Below are 15500 nucleotides of genomic sequence, written 5' to 3'. Positions count from 1 at the left end.
AGTCAGCAGCGAAGATGCGCGAGCATGGCATGAGCGAGATGGCCATCAACCAGTTCAGGCGTCTGTACGACGTATGGCGCAACGAGCAGGCGTCCAGCTGGATCCGTGAGGCCGACGTGGAGCCGCTCGTCGACGTTCCCAGCTTCCACGACGTCTACAAGACCATCGACCACGACAAGGCCGTGGATGCGTTCGCCAAGACCGCGTTCCTCAAGCTCAACGGCGGCCTCGGCACGTCGATGGGCCTCGACTGCGCCAAGTCGCTGCTGCCGGTGCGCCGCCACAAGGCCAAGCAGATGCGATTCATCGACATCATCCTCGGCCAGGTGCTCACGGCCCGCAGCCGTCTCGGCGTGGAGCTGCCGCTGACGCTGATGAACTCGTTCCGCACCTCCAAGGACACGATGAAGGTGCTGCACCACAACCGCAAGTTCCATCAGGAGAACATCCCGATGGAGATCGTCCAGCACGTCGAACCGAAGATCGACCCCACCACCGGCGCGCCGGTCTCCTTCCCCGAGGACACGGACCTCGAATGGTGCCCACCGGGACACGGCGACCTGTTCTCCACCATCTGGGAGTCCGGCCTGCTCGACAAGCTCGAGGAGAACGGCTTCGAATACCTGTTCATCTCCAACTCGGACAACCTCGGCGCACGCCCCTCGCGCACGCTGGCCCAGTACTTCGAGAACACGGGGGCGCCGTTCATGGTCGAGGTCGCCCGCCGCACCTACGCCGACCGCAAGGGCGGCCACATCGTGCGCGACCGGAGCACCGGCCGTCTCATGCTGCGCGAGATGAGCCAGGTCCACGCCGACGACAAGGCCGACGCGCAGAACATCGACAAGCACCCGTACTTCAACACGAACTCCATCTGGGTGCGCGTCGACGCGCTCAAGGCCAAGCTCGCCGAATACGACGGCGTGCTGCCTCTGCCGGTGATCCGCAACCACAAGACCGTCGACCCCACCGATCCCGACTCGACTCCGGTCATCCAGCTGGAGACCGCGATGGGCGCCGCCATCGGCCTGTTCGACGGCGCGATCTGCGTGCAGGTCGACCGCATGCGCTTCCTGCCGGTCAAGACCACCGACGACCTGTTCATCATGCGATCGGACCGCTTCCACCTGACCGACACGTACGAGATGGAGGACGGCAACTACATCTTCCCGAACGTGACCCTCGACCCGAAGTACTACAAGAACATCCACGACTTCGACGAGCGCTTCCCGTACGGCGTGCCGTCGCTCGCCGCCGCCAAGTCGGTGACGATCAACGGCGACTGGACGTTCGGCCGTGACGTGCGCATGTTCTCGGACGCGGTGCTCGAGGACGAGGGGGAGTCCCGCTACGTGCCGAATGGCGAGTACGTCGGCCCGCAGGGCGTCGAACCCGACAACTGGATCTGACGCCAGCCGGATCCGACGTCAGTCGCGAGAACCGTCCCTGACGAGGAACGACAGGGCGAACGCGACCAGCGCCACGACCGTCGAGACCACGAACACGGTATCCACTCCGTGCGCGAGGCCGGCTTCGGCCGATCCCGCCACGGATGCGGGAAGCGTGTTCGTGGTCATCACCGTGAAGTAGATGGCGATGCCGATCGCGGCCATGGTCTGGCGCAGCGTGTTGTTCATCGCCGTGCCATGGGGGAGAAGCGGGCCGGTCAGCTGGTTGAGGGCCGTCGTGGTCAGCGGCATCAGGCAGAACGCCACCCCCGTCATCATCAGCGTGAAGAACACGGCCGGCCACCATGCGGGCGTGTCCGCTCCCATGCGCGAGAGCATGAATGCGGCGAAGGCGACCAGTCCGATCGCCGGAGGTGCGATGCGACGGATGCCGATACGGTCGAACAGGCGTCCGGCGATCGGATTGAAGACGCCCTCGGCCACGCCTCCTCCCATGAGCAGCAGACCCGACTGCAGCGCGGTCATCCCCAGCGAGTTCTGGATGTACATCGGCAGGATGTTCATCGAGGTGATGAACGTGACGAAGACGAGCACCACGACGATCATCGGCAGCGTGAACATCGGCCGGGAGAACACGCGGAAGTTGAGCATCGGCTGGCTCAATCCCATCTGACGATGGACGAACACGATCAGCGTCACCGCGCCCACGGCCAGCGAGCCGAGCGTGTCCGGCGCGGTCCAGCCCGACTGTCCGGCGAGGCTGAAGCCCAGCAGCAGACCGCCGAAACCGAGCGTCGACAGGACGATCGACGGCACGTCGATGGTCGGATCGGTGCGCGTGGTCACGTTGCGCACGCTCGGCACGGCCGCCGCCAGCACCGCCACAGCTATGACGATAAGCGGCACGAACAGGAACCGCCACGGCAGGAAGTCGATGATGAGACCCGACAGGGTCGGTCCCAGAGCCGGAGCGAAGGCGATCACGAGTCCGAACCAGCCCATCGCCGTGCCGCGCTTGTCCGGCGGGAACGTGACGAACAGCACCGTCTGCAGCAGCGGCATGAGGATGCCGGCTCCCGTGGCCTGCAGCACGCGTCCGAGCAGCAGTACCCAGAAGCCCGGCGCGGACACGCACACGAGCGTGCCGAACAGGAACATGCCGACCGCGTAGAAGAACAGCTGTCTGGTGGTGAACTTCTGGATCAGGAACGCGCTCACCGGGATCATGATGCCGTTGGTGAGCATGAACCCGGTGCTCAGCCACTGCGCCGTGTTGCTGGTGACGCCGAACTCGCGCATCAGATGCGGCAGCGCGGAGGTCATCAGCGTCTGGTTGAGAATGGCAGTGAAGCTGCCGATCATCATCACGATGATCGGCAGGAGGGGAGGACGGCCCTCGGACGTCGTCGGATCGTCGTGCGCCCCGGATGCGGTGGATGTGACGGAACCCATGGATACACCTCTCATCAGCAGTCGTAGTCGTATGGAAGTTCCAGCTGATTTCGGTCGCTGCCGATGTTCCCCCGCGCATGCGGCCGTACGTCGATGCGATCGGGAACGGCACCGTAGCCCCTGCCGGTATGACGACGACAAGTCTATCCGCCATGGGGACAACAAGCGCGTTCGTTCCCGTGGCTCGTTCCCGTACGTGCTCCTGTACGTGCTCCTGTACGTTTCGATGTGTAATGTCGCTCATATGATTCAGGAGCCTCGCCCGCAGCGGCGTTTCGATCCGGAGCGCCGGGAGCGCATCATCGACGCCTGCCTCGACGTGATCGCCGCACGCGGCGTCTCCGGCACGTCCCATCGCGCGGTCGCGGCCGCGGCGGACGTGCCGCTCGGATCGATGACCTACCATTTCGACGGCATGTCCGATCTGCTGCATCAGGCGTTCGAACGGTTCGTGCAGCACAGCATCGACGTGTTCGCCGGGCGCATGCGCGACGCACGCACCGTGGACGAGGCGTGCGAGATCATCGCCCGGCACATCGAAGGCGATCTGCTCGCCACGCAGCGTGATCTTGCCATCAACCTCGAGTTCTATACGCTCGCGGCCCGAGACCCCGCCTACCGGGACCTGACCGACCGGTGGATGACCGCCTCGCTCGAGCAGCTCGAACGGTTCTTCGACGAACCCACCGCGCAGCTCATCGACGCGATGATCGAGGGACTCACCCTCCACCGCGCGCTCGGCGGCACCCCGAAGGACGCGGCGACGATCCGCGAGGGCATCCGCCGCATCGCCCTGAATCGAGGATAAGCCCGACCAATTCGTGATATGCCTCGGCGGGCCGCAGTCCGTCCGTTTTTTCGTTCCTCCATGAGCAGACGCGACCATCGGCCAGCGGGCGTAAGGTGTTCATCGGAATCGGACGCGTGGAAGGGACGTGGATCATGATGACGATGACGAACGACGGCGCGTTGCTGTACCCGCAGGTGACGGCGACGAGACGCATGCAGAGCCTCGACGGCATGTGGCGGTTCCGCTTCGACCCCGAGAGCGCGGGGGAGCGGGACGGCTGGCCGGACAGCGGTCTGCCCGACGCGGCGCAGGTGCCCGTGCCCGCAAGCTTCAACGACCTGTTCACCGACAAGGCGTCACGCGAATACACCGGCGACTTCTGGTACGAGACCGAATTCGTCGCCCCCGGCGAATGGCGGGAGAAGGACCTGTTCCTTCGCTTCGACGCCGCCACGCATCGCGCCGACGTGTTCGTCAACGGCGTCCATGTCGGCTCGCACGAGGGCGGATTCACGCCGTTCGCCGTACGCGTCAACGACGCGGTGCGCTGGAACGAGACCAATCGCCTCGTCGTCCGCCTCAACAACGAGCTCAGCCACGCGAGCTTGCCGGCGGGCACCACCGGCAAGCTGCCGGACGGCATGAAGGTGTCCGGACCGTACTTCGACTTCTTCAACTACGCGGGACTGCAGCGCCCGGTGCGTCTCATCGCCGTGCCGGCAGAGGCGGTCACCGGATACACCACCACGTACGAGCTGCACAAGGACGGCTCCGCCATCGTCCACTACACGGTCGGGACCAGGGGGCTGCGATCCGAGGACACGCTCCGCGTGCGCCTGATCGACGAGGTGGGAAGCGTCGTGGCGGACGCGCAGGGCGTCGAGGGCGAGCTCGTCGTCGCACACGCGCGGCTGTGGGACGTGCGCGACGCCCACCTGTACCGCATCGAATTCACGATCCTCGACGGCACGGGGAACGCGGCCGCGGCGGACGGCGGCGTCATCGACGAGTACCACGACGAGATCGGCATCCGCACCGTGGAGGTTAGGGGCCGGGAGATCCTGCTCAACGGCCGGCCCGTGTACCTCAGGGGCTTCGGCCGCCACGAGGACAGCGCGATCAACGGGCGCGGCGAGAACCTCGCCGTCGTCACCCGCGACTTCGAACTCATGAAATGGTGCGGCGCGAACTCCTTCCGCACCTCCCACTACCCGTATTCCGAGGAGGAGCTGCGACTGGCGGACCGCGAGGGCTTCCTCGTCATCGACGAGGTCGCGGCGGTCGGCTTTATGAAGAGCCTCATGAACTTCCTCGACGCCGCCAACGACGATGACGAGCATCGCGGCAGGGGGTTCTTCGACGATCCGGACGTCATGACCAGCACGCTACAAGTGCACAGGGCCGCACTCGACGAACTGTTCACGCGCGACCGCAACCATCCGAGCGTGATCATGTGGAGCCTCATGAACGAGCCCGACTCCGCATCCGAGGCGGCCGTACCGTATTTCCAGGCGGTCTTCGACCATGCGCGCACGCTCGACCCGCAGCACAGGCCTCTGACCTACACGAACCTCATGATGGCGGCCGCCGGACGCGACCGATGCCACGGGTTCGCCGACGTGATCTGCCTCAACCGCTACTACGGCTGGTACGTGCAGGGCGGCTACCAGCTGTCCGGCGCGAAGGCCGCGTTCATGACCGAAATGGACCGGTGGATGCAGGTCGAGCCCGACAAGCCGTTCGTGTTCACCGAATACGGCGCGGACACCGCCGCCGGCGTGCACAAGCTGCCCAGCGTGCAGTGGAGCGAGGAATACCAGTGCGAATACCTGAGGATGCAGCATGAGGTGTTCGACGCCTACCCGGCGGTCGTCGGCGAGCAGATGTGGAACCTGTGCGACTTCCAGACCGGCGAGGGCATCATGCGCGTCGACGGCAACCGGAAGGGCGCGTTCACCCGCGACCGCCAGCCCAAGGCCGCCGCGTTCCTGCTGAGGGAGCGCTGGAGCGATGCCGCGCGATTCGCGGATGCGACGATGCCCGACTGCCGATCCTGACGGACGCTATGGCCCGCCTCCATGTCTGACGTTCGACATCCGGCGTGAACACCCCGACTATGTGAGCATCGCGTTCCCGCCTGCGCGGGAACGGTGCTATATTGCCCCGGGTGACCACACGAGGAGTCGATTGCAGCACGGAAGGCGGGAGCATGGCGGAGCGCGGCGTACGGATCAGGGCATTGAAGGCGGCGTTCCCGCTGACCGTGCCGATCGCGCTGGGCTTCCTGTTCCTCGGCTGCTCGTACGGCATGCTCATGGGCACCAAGGGATTCTCGTTCGTATGGCCCATGTGCATGAGTGCGTTCATCTTCGCCGGGTCCATGGAGTTCGTCACCGTGAACCTGCTCCTGTCCGCGTTCAACCCGCTGGCAGCGTTCCTGCTCGCTCTGATGGTCAACGCGCGGCATCTGTTCTACGGGCTGTCGATGCTGGGACGGTTCCGCGGCCTTGGCTGGAAGCGTCCGCTGCTGATCTTCGGCATGTGCGACGAGACGTTCGCTGTCAACTCGTCCGTCCACGTTCCCGAGGGCGTGGACCGGGGATGGCTGTACCTGTGGGTCACGCTGCTCAACCAGTCGTACTGGGTGACGGGCGCGACGCTCGGCGGGATCCTCGGCGCGAACCTGCCGTTCGACACGGACGGCCTCGACTTCGTGCTGACCGCCATGTTCCTGGTCATCTTCCTCGAGCAGTGGATGGGCGGGGACACCGGCCGCCGCGGAAGGATCAGCGCGCTGATCGGCGTCGGCGTATCGATCGCATGCCTCGTCCTGTTCGGTTCGGACGGGTTCATGATCCCGGCGATGGCGGCGATGATCGTCCTGTTCGTCGCGTTGCGTCCCTGGCTCGACGATCTTGCACCGGCCGCCGCGACCGATGGCACCGTGGCCGATGGGACCGCGGCCGATGGGAAGGAGACCGCGCGATGACCATGACCGTCCTGCAGGGGATCCTCACCATCCTCGCCGTGGTGGCCGGCACGATGCTCACCCGGTTCGTGCCGTTCCTCGTGTTCCCCGAGTCGAAGCGGCCGCCGCGCATCATCGAATACTTCGGCAAGGTGCTGCCCTACGCGATGACCGGCCTGCTGGTCGTCTACGCCCTGCGCAACACGCCGATCCTGACCGGCGACCACGGTCTGCCCGAACTGATCGCCTGCCTGACGATCGTCGCCCTGCACCTGTGGCGGCGCAACATGCTCGTCTCCATCGCCGGCGGCACGATCGTCTACATGCTGCTCGTCCAGCTCGTGTTCTGAATCGTTCCGGGGATCTGAGGGAAAGGAAGTCGCGTGCAACAGTTCAATATCGTGCTCGGCCAGATGATCGGCATGGCCGTGATGATGGCGGTCGGCTACATCTGCGTGAAGACCAGAGTGCTGGGCGAGGCCGCGCTGAACGGCATCTGCTCGCTGATCCTCAAGGTCGGCATCCCGCTGCTGGTGTTCTCCAACGCCGTGGCCGGCACCACGCGCGCCGATCTCATCGGATCCGACGCGATCATCGTGATGACCCTCATCATGTACGGCCTGCTCATCGCCGTGTTCACCGCACTGTCCTACGTGCTGCGATTGAGGCGGGAGCGCGGCCGTATGTTCCGCGGATGCTTCGTGTTCGGCAACGCCGGATTCATCGGACTGCCGCTGGTCATCGCATTGTTTCCCACCAAGGGTGCGCTCTACTTCGCGCTCATGAGCATCGTCGACCAGTTCCTGCTGTGGACGTACGGCGTGTGGACGTGCAAGAAGGTCGACGACCGCCAGTCGGTCGCCGACGAACGTCCGTCGCACGGCTGGCTGGACCGTCTCTCCCCGCTCATAAGCCCCGCCCTGATCGCGGTCGTGCTCGCCGTCGTGCTCATCCTCGCCGACGTGCGCGTGCCCGGGGTGCTTCTCTCCCCGCTGCAGAAGCTCGGCGGCGTCGCCTCGCCCCTGTCGATGGTGTATCTGGGCGGACTGTTCGCGATCCGCGACTGGACCGGGGTCCTGAGGAAATACGAACTGTACGTCGGCATCCTGGCCAAGATGCTCGCATTCCCGATCGGATTCTACGCACTGCTCACGTTCGTGCCGCCGATGCTCGGCCTTACGCCGGCGAACCCGGACATGGTGCACATGATGACGCTCATCTCCGGCCTGCCCACGATGAGCACGATGGTCATGTTCGCCGAACGCGAGCACAACCAGCCCGAATACGCGATCGGCATGGTGCTCGCCACCACCGTGGCGAGCCTGTTCACGCTCACCGCCGTCTCGTTCCTCGTGTTCTAGATCTTCGGCCGTCCTCCGTTCATGAACGCGGCGATGCGGCGCGTGAGCGCGCGCGGCAACGCGCGTTCGGCGAACGCCCCGGCCTTTGTGAACGCCCCGTGATAGGCGAGCACGTCGCCCGCGTTCATCCTGCGATACGCGTACAGGGCGAGTCCGCGGGCCGTGGCGGGTCTGGTCATCGTGAAGAAGTTCCGTCCCGACATGTGCGCGGCCTTCGCGAACCCGGTGGACGTGGGGCCGGGGCACACGCAGGTGACCGTCACCCCGGTGCCCCTGAGCTCGTAGGCGACCGCCTCGGACAGCGAGCGTACGAACGCCTTCGACGCGAAGTACATCGCCATGTAGGGGCCGGCCATCATCGAGGCGACCGACGAGATGTTGAGGATCCTGCCGTCTCCGGCGTCGCGCATGTCCCGCCCGTACAGGCGGGTGAGCGTGGCGAGGGCCTCCATGTTCAGGCGCATCATCCGCCGCTGACGGTCCCAGTCGCCGTCGAGATACGTCGTCCATTCGCTGAATCCGGCGTTGTTGACCAGCGTGTCGACCTGAAGGCCTCTCGAGCGGGTGAACTCGTGCAGGCGCTCCGGCGCACCGTCCTCGGACAGGTCCGCGGCGAACGTCTTCACCCGGATGCCGTAGTCGCGCTCCAGCACCGCCCTCACCCGGTCGAGCCCCGCCCGGCTGCGTGCCACGACCACCAGGTCATGGCCGTCGCGCGCCAGCAGGGCCGCCAGCTCCCGTCCGATGCCGTTCGATGCTCCGGTGACCACCGCGTATGCCATGTCCGTCTCCTTGCGTTCCGTGATCGCTGGACGTGATTATTCCTACGGGTGATTCTACGTCCGACGCCTGTCGCGGGTCCGATGAATCCGGTACCATGAGGTGTCGGATTTCGGATATTCCGGGGATATTCCAGCCGGAACACCAAGGGGGCGGAAGATGGATCGCGAATCGGAATACGTCGGTCGGCACCGTAGCCATACGGACATCATTCTCATCGCACAGATCGCCGTCTGCGCGGTGCTCGCCGTCGTCCTGTGTCTGACGGGTCTCATGTGGCATGCGCGCAGTGTCGAGGCGGATCGAGCGAGCGTCGTGGCGAGCGCGTCGGTCGCCGAGGTCGAGACCGCGGCCGACAGGACGGTCGGCGCCGATACCGCCGACACCGCGAAAAAGTCCGAGAAATCGGCGGCACTGGCCCGTGGGAAGGTGCCCGCGGTCAACCAGGAGCTCGCCCGCGCCCGCTGGACGAACCCCACCGGCGGCGCCCAGCCGGACCTGTCGCACTACCGGAACCTCAGCATCGACGTGAGTCTTGCCAAGCAGCGCGTCTACATCAAATCGGACGGCGCGACCATCTACTCGATGATCGTGAGCACCGGCATGAACGACACCACGCCGCACGGCTCGTTCACCATCGGGGTGCGCGGCGACCACTTCTACAATCCCGAGGAGAGGATGGGCGCCGACTACTGGGTGCGCATCACGGGACCATACCTGTTCCACTCGGTGCCGACGAACGAGAACGCCGGAGAGTACCTTGCGGATGAGGGCGACAAGCTGGGTCGTCCCGCCTCGCACGGCTGCGTGAGGCTCAGCATCGCGGACGCGAAGTGGTTCTACGATCAGATCCCGTCCGGCACGCCGGTCACCATCGCCTGACGGCCGCATACGTCGCTTAACGTCGCATACCCCGACCGCCTGACCGCAGCCGCATCCGCGGAGCCGGCTCGTCTGAACGTTCGATGAACTTTTCCGCCTCCGGCGCACTCGCATGGACCTCGACGGCGCGCATCGACTACGCTGGTGCGGGTATTTCAAGGAACTCTTCTAAGGAACCCGAAACGAGGAGAACACCGTATGAGCATGCCGCTTGATTTGTATGTGATTCGGCATGGAGAATCCGAGGCGAACGTCATCGTCAACGCCGGCAACAGGGGGGACAACTCCCTGTACACGCAGGACAACGTCACCGTGCCGGACCGTTCGTGGAGGCTCACCGCCGTAGGCCGCAAGCAGGCCGATTGCATCGGACGCTGGCTCGTCGGCCAGCAGCAGCTGTTCGACCGCTACATGGTCTCCCCATACGTGCGCACGCGTGAGACCGCCGCCACCATGGCCCTGCCCAAGGCCAAGTGGGAGGAGAACCGCGTCATCCGCGAACGCTCCTGGGGCGAGATCAACACGATCACCAAGGACGAATTCCGCACCAACTACGCGCGCAACTGGATGTTCAAGAACACCGATCCGCTCTACTGGCGTCCGCCGGCAGGAGAATCCATCGCCGACGTGGCCGAGGACCGCGTGCACAACGTGCTTACCTCCCTGTCGCGCAAGTCGGACGCGGGAAGCGTCGTCATGGTCACGCACGGCGACTTCATGCTCGCCATGATGCTCACCATCGAGGATCTCTCGGACGAGGAGTTCCTCCACCGAGCCGACTCGCCGGACTGGGCGATCACCAACTGCACGTGTCTGCACTACACGCGCCGCGATCCGGAGACCGGACGCACCTCCAAGCGCGTGCGCTGGGAGCAGACCGCCCGCCCGGTGTTCAACGAGGAGACCGGCAAGTGGGAGGTGAAGGTCAACGAGTGGCGCGAGTTCAAACGCCCCTACCTGTCCAACGGCGATCTGGTCGATGTGGTGCAGGCCGTCGACCCGCATCTGCGCGAATATTACGGCAAGTGAACGGCGGGTGAACCGGATAGTGCCCCGAGGCGACTACAATGGCTTCGGATCCGCGGGCTGAAGGTCATGCCCGCGCGAGAAGAAGGTAAGGAGAGCCTCATATGAGCACAACCGCGCCCAAAGGCAACATCTTCCAATGGAAACTGCACGGGGGACGGCAGGACGCTGCGCCCCGGCGAGGTCGTCGAACCCGATGAGCGTCTGACATGGGTGCGCACCGCCGGCATCGGCGCGCAGCACGTCGTCGCCATGTTCGGCGCCACGTTCCTCGTGCCGATCCTGACCAAGTTCGACCCGTCCACCACCCTGTTCTTCACCGCGCTGTCGACCGCGCTGTTCCTGCTCATCAACAGGAACGTGCTGCCGAGCTACCTGGCTCCAGCTTCGGGTTCATCGCGCCGATCGTCGCCGTCACGACCTCCGGCAAGGGCATTCCGGTGGCGAGCTTCGGCATCATGGTCACCGGCCTGCTGCTCGCCCTGATCGGCGTGGCCGTGCACTACGCCGGCTCCAAGTGGATCGACATCATCATGCCGCCGGTCGTCAACGGCGCCATCGTCGCGATCATCGGCTTCAACCTCGCGCCCAGCGTGTGGAACAACTTCAAGGTCGCCCCCGACACCGCGCTCGTCACCCTTCTGGCCGTGCTGCTCGTCGCCGTCCTGTTCCGCGGCCTCGCGGGACGCCTCAACATCCTGCTCGGCGTGATCGTCGGCTACGTGTATGCCTGCTTCCGCGGTCAGGTCGACTTCTCCGCGATCGGCAAGGCCGCGTGGGTTGGCCTGCCGCAGTTCCACACCCCGCAGGTCGATTTCTCGATCCTGCCGATGTTCCTGCCCGTCGTGCTCGTGCTCGTCGCCGAGAACGTCGGCCACGTCAAGTCCGTCGCGCAGATGACCGGCCGCGACTACGACGGCCAGATGGGCACCGCCCTGTTCGCCGACGGCCTCGGCACCGCGATCGCCGGCTTCGGCGGCGGCTCCGGCACCACCACGTACGGCGAGAACATCGGCGTGATGGCCGCCACCAAGGTGTATTCGACCGCCGCCTACTGGTGCGCCGCCGGATTCGCGCTTCTGTTGAGCCTGTGCCCGAAGTTCGGCGCGATCATCAACACGATCCCCGCCGGCGTGCTCGGCGGCGTCACCACCTTGCTCTACGGCATGATCGGCATGATGGGCATCCGCATCTGGGTGGAGAACAAGGTCAACTTCGACAAGCCGCTCAACATCATGGTCGCCGCGATCGTGATGATCATCGCCATCGGCCAGTTCGAGTTCGCGTTCAACGGCATCCAGTTCAACGGCATCGCCATCGGCACGATCGCGATCCTCGTCGCCTACCACGGTCTCAAGGCCGTCGGCAAGGCCACCGGCACCATCGACAAGGACGATCCCGACATCCAGTAGCCACCGCGTCCGGTAGCTGTTCATTCGGTCCCCTTTCAGGGGGCCTTTTTGTTGGCTCCTTGCCACGCAGTGCGATAATCCTTGCAATCCGCACTGAGTGGCACGATATGCTGCCACTGAACACGATTTCCGGCAGTTTTCGCGTTGAGTGGCAGCGATCACCTACCTCCTATCACTCGGTGTGAATTGTCACGATGTCAGAATGGCTATTTTCCAACGCTTTTGAGAGTCGCGTCCCAATGGAAAACCATGCCTCACGGGCTTGTTGCTGCCACTCAATGACGAACGCGGCCAAAATCGCGTTCAGTGGCACGAGATACTGCCACTGAACGCGATTTTCATCGATTTCCGCGTTGACTGGCAGCGCATCCCCGGTTCGACCATCATTACGGACCGGCCGGGGGAGAAGGGACAGTCCGAACGGGCCTCGCAGGAGACGTCGCATCGGCTGGTGGCTGTTCCCGACGGCCGTTCCTATCTCGTCCGGTAGGCCTTGGGAGTCAGGCCCGTGCGTCTGCGGAAGACGCCGATGAAGTAGCTCGACGACGAGAAGCCGCATGTGCGGGCGATCTCCGCGACCGAACCGTTCGTGCCGTCGAGCAGACGCTTCGCCTCCTCCAGCCGCCGGTCGGTGAGATACTCGTTCGGTGTGCGGCCCACATAACGGCGGAACAGCGCGCAGCAGCGGCTGCGACCCACGCTGCCGGCGGCCGCGATGTCGTCCAGCGACAGCGGTTCGGCGAACTGGCGCTGGACCAGTCCGGTCATGCGCAGCACGGTAAGGCGATCGCGCCGGTCAAAGGAGCGCTGATCGCCATGACCGCGATATACACCCACTCAAACGCCACCGTGAACATCCTCAGAGGCGCGGAGGACCTGGGGTCCTCTGGCAAACTCCCGGCCGCGCGGCTTGCGGCGGCATATGACGGTCTCATGCGCAGGTTCTTCATGGCATGCCGTCGTTGGGCCGCCGACCGTATCTCCCACCCCGACGAGGAGAACTGGTTCGCGATGTGGATGCCTGCATCCGCCTCGCAGATCGGCTGAAATATGGCCATCCGATTCCCGCCTCGGCTCCGGGCGGCTCCGTGCGACTCCGGGCGAGACGCGTCTGACCGGTTCGATACGCTGACCGTGATCGACAACACCGGCGGTGGCGCCATCGACGGCATCACCGCGACGACAGGTCGGAAGGCAGGGAATCATCATGGCTCACGCAACGAACGGGAAGCGCATCGCGATCGTCACCGGAAGCGCCTCGGGGCTCGGTCGCGAACTGGCCGTACGCCTCACGGAACGCGGCTGGTTCGTGGCCGGCATCGACTTCGACACCGAACGGCAGGCCACGCTCGTCGACGAGCTGACCGCCGACTCGTACCGCGCCTTCGTCGGCGACGTGTCCGACGAGGCGTTCGTCAGGCAGTCCGTCGCGAAGATCGCGGGACTCGGCCACATCGACCTGCTGATCAACAACGCCGGACAACCCTCGTTCAAGACACCCACCGCCTACGAGGGCGCCGACGTCGACCGCTGCCTCAAGGGGCTCAAGGGCATGATCCTGTGGAGCGTCGAGACGCTCAGAGCCGACGGCGAGACGGACCTCAAGATCGCGAACGTGATGAGCACCGCCGCCACGCGCGGCAACGCCAACGAATCGGTCTACTGCGCCGCCAAATGGGGCGAGAAGGGCTACACGCAGAGCCTCAAGGCCGCCTACAAGGGCTCGAGCGTCAAGATCGTCGGCGTGTACCCCGGAGGCATCGACACCGACTTCTACCGCGACAGCCACGACTACGTTTCCGAGGAGAAGCAGCACACGTTCATGGATCCCGGCGAGCTCGCGACGTGATCCTGTTCAACCTCGTCAACGACGCCAACCTGACCGTCTCCGACATCCTCATCGAACGCAACTACCGGTGATGCCGCCGCAGGTGGGCGCGGTCGCGCAAGGACGGAGCGAAGTCAAAAGTATCGGGCATGGGGTAGTGTAGGGGAGTTTGCGCCGAACGCGCGTTTTTCCCTACATATGAAAGGCCACTGTGCCCATTACCGATTCTTCTGTACCGTCCGTCGAGCCGAACATGCCGGCCGCGGACGACGACCGTCCCACCTTCGCCGATCTCGGCGTACCCGGCCCGCTGCTGCGCGTGCTCGCCGCCGACGGCAAGAGCGAGGCGTTCCCCATCCAGGCCGACACCCTGCCCGATTCGCTGGCCGGCCGTGACATCCTCGGCCGCGGCCGTACCGGCTCCGGCAAGACCCTCGCCTTCTCGATCCCGCTCGCCGCGCGCCTCATGGAGGCCGCGTGGGAGCCGGGCATGCCGATGGCCGAATACCGCCGCAACGTCAAGGCCATCCGCCGGGAGCATCTCGTCGAACGCGAGGCCGGCGGCTTCCACCCGCATCCACGCGGCTCATCCTCGCGCCGACGCGCGAGCTCGCCAACCAGATCAACGAGGTCATCCAGCCGCTCGCGCAGATGGCGGGCATGACCACCACCACCGTGTACGGCGGCGTCAAGCAGAACCGTCAGGTGCGCGACCTCATGGCTGGCGCCGACATCGTCGTCGCCTGCCCGGGGCGTCTCGAGGACCTGCTGAACCAGCGCCTGCTCACCCTGTCCGACGTGCGGATCGTCGTGCTCGACGAGGCCGACGAGATGGCCGACATGGGCTTCCTGCCCCAGGTGCGCCGCATTCTGAAGCGCATTCCGGCCGACGCGCAGCACATGCTGTTCTCCGCCACGCTCGACCACGGCGTCGACGAGCTGGTGCGCGAGTTCCTGCATGACCCCAAGACTCACAGCGTCGACGACGTGAACGCCGAGCCGGATCTCATGACCCAGCACGTGTTCGAGGTGGAGAAGGCCGACAAGTTCGAGGTGGTCCGTCAGCTCGCCTCCGGCACGGGACGTCGCATCCTGTTCACCCGCACCAAGTTCCAGGCCAAGAAGCTCGCCAAGAGCCTGACCAACAGCGGCGTGCCCGCGGCCCAGCTGCACGGCAACCTGAGCCAGAACCAGCGCGACCGCAACCTCGCCGCGTTCGAGCAGGGCGACGTCAACGTGATGGTCGCCACCGACGTGGCGGCGCGCGGCATCGACGTCTCCGGCGTCGAACTTGTCGTCCAGGTCGACCCGCCCGCCGACCCGAAGTCGTTCACGCACCGTTCCGGCCGCACCGCGCGAGCGGGCCGTGCCGGCGACGTGGTCACGCTCGTGCTGCCCTACGAGCGCCGCGAGGTCTCCCGACTGCTGAAGGCCGCGGGGATCACGGTCCGGCCGGTGAAGGTCACGCACGCCGTCGGACGAGGTCAAGGAGCTCATGGGGGTCAAGGCGCCGATCGTCAAGGACTGGAGCCTCGACGAGACGCAGCCGCCCGTCGACCCGCGTGGCGGCGGGAACGGCAGAGGCGGCCGGG

At 65.5% G+C, this 15500-nt stretch carries 12 protein-coding genes and 3 pseudogenes; 12 read left to right on the top strand and 3 right to left on the bottom strand.

All coding sequences use genetic code 11. The annotated features are described in order from the left end of the window. The first annotated feature begins 14 nt into the window (after positions 1 to 14). The gene (locus tag BCAL_RS08755; RefSeq protein ID WP_052119001.1) at positions 15 to 1409 is read left to right on the top strand and encodes a UTP--glucose-1-phosphate uridylyltransferase; all 1395 of its coding nucleotides are present in this window, start codon (positions 15 to 17) and stop codon (positions 1407 to 1409) included. An 18-nt stretch (positions 1410 to 1427) separates the two neighbouring features. Here the strand turns inward: BCAL_RS08755 and BCAL_RS08750 are convergent, their stop codons facing one another. Then, positions 1428 to 2861 (bottom strand): MDR family MFS transporter, encoded by a 1434-nt coding sequence (locus BCAL_RS08750; RefSeq protein ID WP_043164200.1) that lies wholly within the window; start codon positions 2859 to 2861, stop codon positions 1428 to 1430. A 244-nt stretch (positions 2862 to 3105) separates the two neighbouring features. Between BCAL_RS08750 and BCAL_RS08745 the strand changes: the two genes are divergently transcribed. From BCAL_RS08745 to BCAL_RS08725, 5 genes are all read left to right on the top strand, one after another. Continuing rightward, the gene (locus BCAL_RS08745) at positions 3106 to 3669 is read left to right on the top strand and encodes a TetR/AcrR family transcriptional regulator (RefSeq protein WP_043164199.1); all 564 of its coding nucleotides are present in this window, start codon (positions 3106 to 3108) and stop codon (positions 3667 to 3669) included. Positions 3670 to 3803: 134 nt separating this feature from the next. Next, positions 3804 to 5708 (top strand): beta-glucuronidase, encoded by a 1905-nt coding sequence (gene uidA, locus BCAL_RS08740; RefSeq protein ID WP_052118979.1) that lies wholly within the window; start codon positions 3804 to 3806, stop codon positions 5706 to 5708. A gap of 152 nt (positions 5709 to 5860) precedes the next feature. Further along, positions 5861 to 6640: an AzlC family ABC transporter permease gene (locus tag BCAL_RS08735; RefSeq protein ID WP_052118978.1), complete on the top strand. Its 780-nt coding sequence runs from the start codon at positions 5861 to 5863 to the stop codon at positions 6638 to 6640. Continuing rightward, positions 6637 to 6969 carry a branched-chain amino acid transporter permease gene (locus BCAL_RS08730; protein WP_043164197.1) on the top strand — a complete coding sequence of 111 codons (333 nt, stop codon included), beginning with the start codon at positions 6637 to 6639 and terminating at the stop codon, positions 6967 to 6969. Before BCAL_RS08735 ends, BCAL_RS08730 begins: the two co-directional genes overlap by 4 nt. Before the next feature lie 33 nt (positions 6970 to 7002). Then, positions 7003 to 7980: an AEC family transporter gene (locus BCAL_RS08725; RefSeq protein WP_043164196.1), complete on the top strand. Its 978-nt coding sequence runs from the start codon at positions 7003 to 7005 to the stop codon at positions 7978 to 7980. On the opposite strand, the gene BCAL_RS08720 is transcribed toward BCAL_RS08725, so the two are convergent. After that, entirely contained in the window at positions 7977 to 8762 is a 786-nt protein-coding gene (locus BCAL_RS08720; RefSeq protein ID WP_043164194.1) for an SDR family NAD(P)-dependent oxidoreductase, read from the bottom strand. The genes BCAL_RS08725 and BCAL_RS08720 overlap by 4 nt on opposite strands. Before the next feature lie 271 nt (positions 8763 to 9033). Here BCAL_RS08720 and BCAL_RS12350 point away from each other — a divergent pair, with 271 nt between their 5' ends. From BCAL_RS12350 to BCAL_RS08705, 3 genes and pseudogenes are all read left to right on the top strand, one after another. Next, positions 9034 to 9642, top strand: coding sequence for a L,D-transpeptidase (locus BCAL_RS12350; protein ID WP_081887398.1), 609 nt, complete (start codon positions 9034 to 9036; stop codon positions 9640 to 9642). A gap of 198 nt (positions 9643 to 9840) precedes the next feature. Then, the gene (locus BCAL_RS08710; protein WP_043164190.1) at positions 9841 to 10671 is read left to right on the top strand and encodes a histidine phosphatase family protein; all 831 of its coding nucleotides are present in this window, start codon (positions 9841 to 9843) and stop codon (positions 10669 to 10671) included. Positions 10672 to 10772: 101 nt separating this feature from the next. Next, positions 10773 to 12080, top strand: a pseudogene (locus tag BCAL_RS08705) (uracil-xanthine permease family protein). A gap of 474 nt (positions 12081 to 12554) precedes the next feature. On the opposite strand, the gene BCAL_RS08695 reads toward BCAL_RS08705, so the two are convergent. Beyond that, complete coding sequence (locus tag BCAL_RS08695; RefSeq protein WP_043164389.1) at positions 12555 to 12848, bottom strand: helix-turn-helix transcriptional regulator; 294 nt, start codon at positions 12846 to 12848, stop codon at positions 12555 to 12557. A 48-nt stretch (positions 12849 to 12896) separates the two neighbouring features. On the opposite strand from BCAL_RS08695, the gene BCAL_RS08690 reads away from it, so the two are divergent. From BCAL_RS08690 to BCAL_RS13980, 3 genes and pseudogenes are all read left to right on the top strand, one after another. After that, positions 12897 to 13127 (top strand): hypothetical protein, encoded by a 231-nt coding sequence (locus BCAL_RS08690; RefSeq protein ID WP_043164185.1) that lies wholly within the window; start codon positions 12897 to 12899, stop codon positions 13125 to 13127. A gap of 160 nt (positions 13128 to 13287) precedes the next feature. Beyond that, a pseudogene (locus BCAL_RS08685) lies at positions 13288 to 14000 on the top strand (SDR family oxidoreductase). Positions 14001 to 14161: 161 nt separating this feature from the next. Then, positions 14162 to 15500 (top strand): annotated as a pseudogene (locus tag BCAL_RS13980) (DEAD/DEAH box helicase); the annotation flags it as partial.

Origin of the sequence: Bifidobacterium callitrichos DSM 23973 (assembly GCF_000741175.1) — a bacterium.
Classification (GTDB): Bacteria; Actinomycetota; Actinomycetes; order Actinomycetales; family Bifidobacteriaceae; genus Bifidobacterium; species Bifidobacterium callitrichos.
Note: the sequence above shows the minus strand (reverse complement) of the source record. Positions and strands in the feature narration are given on the sequence as shown.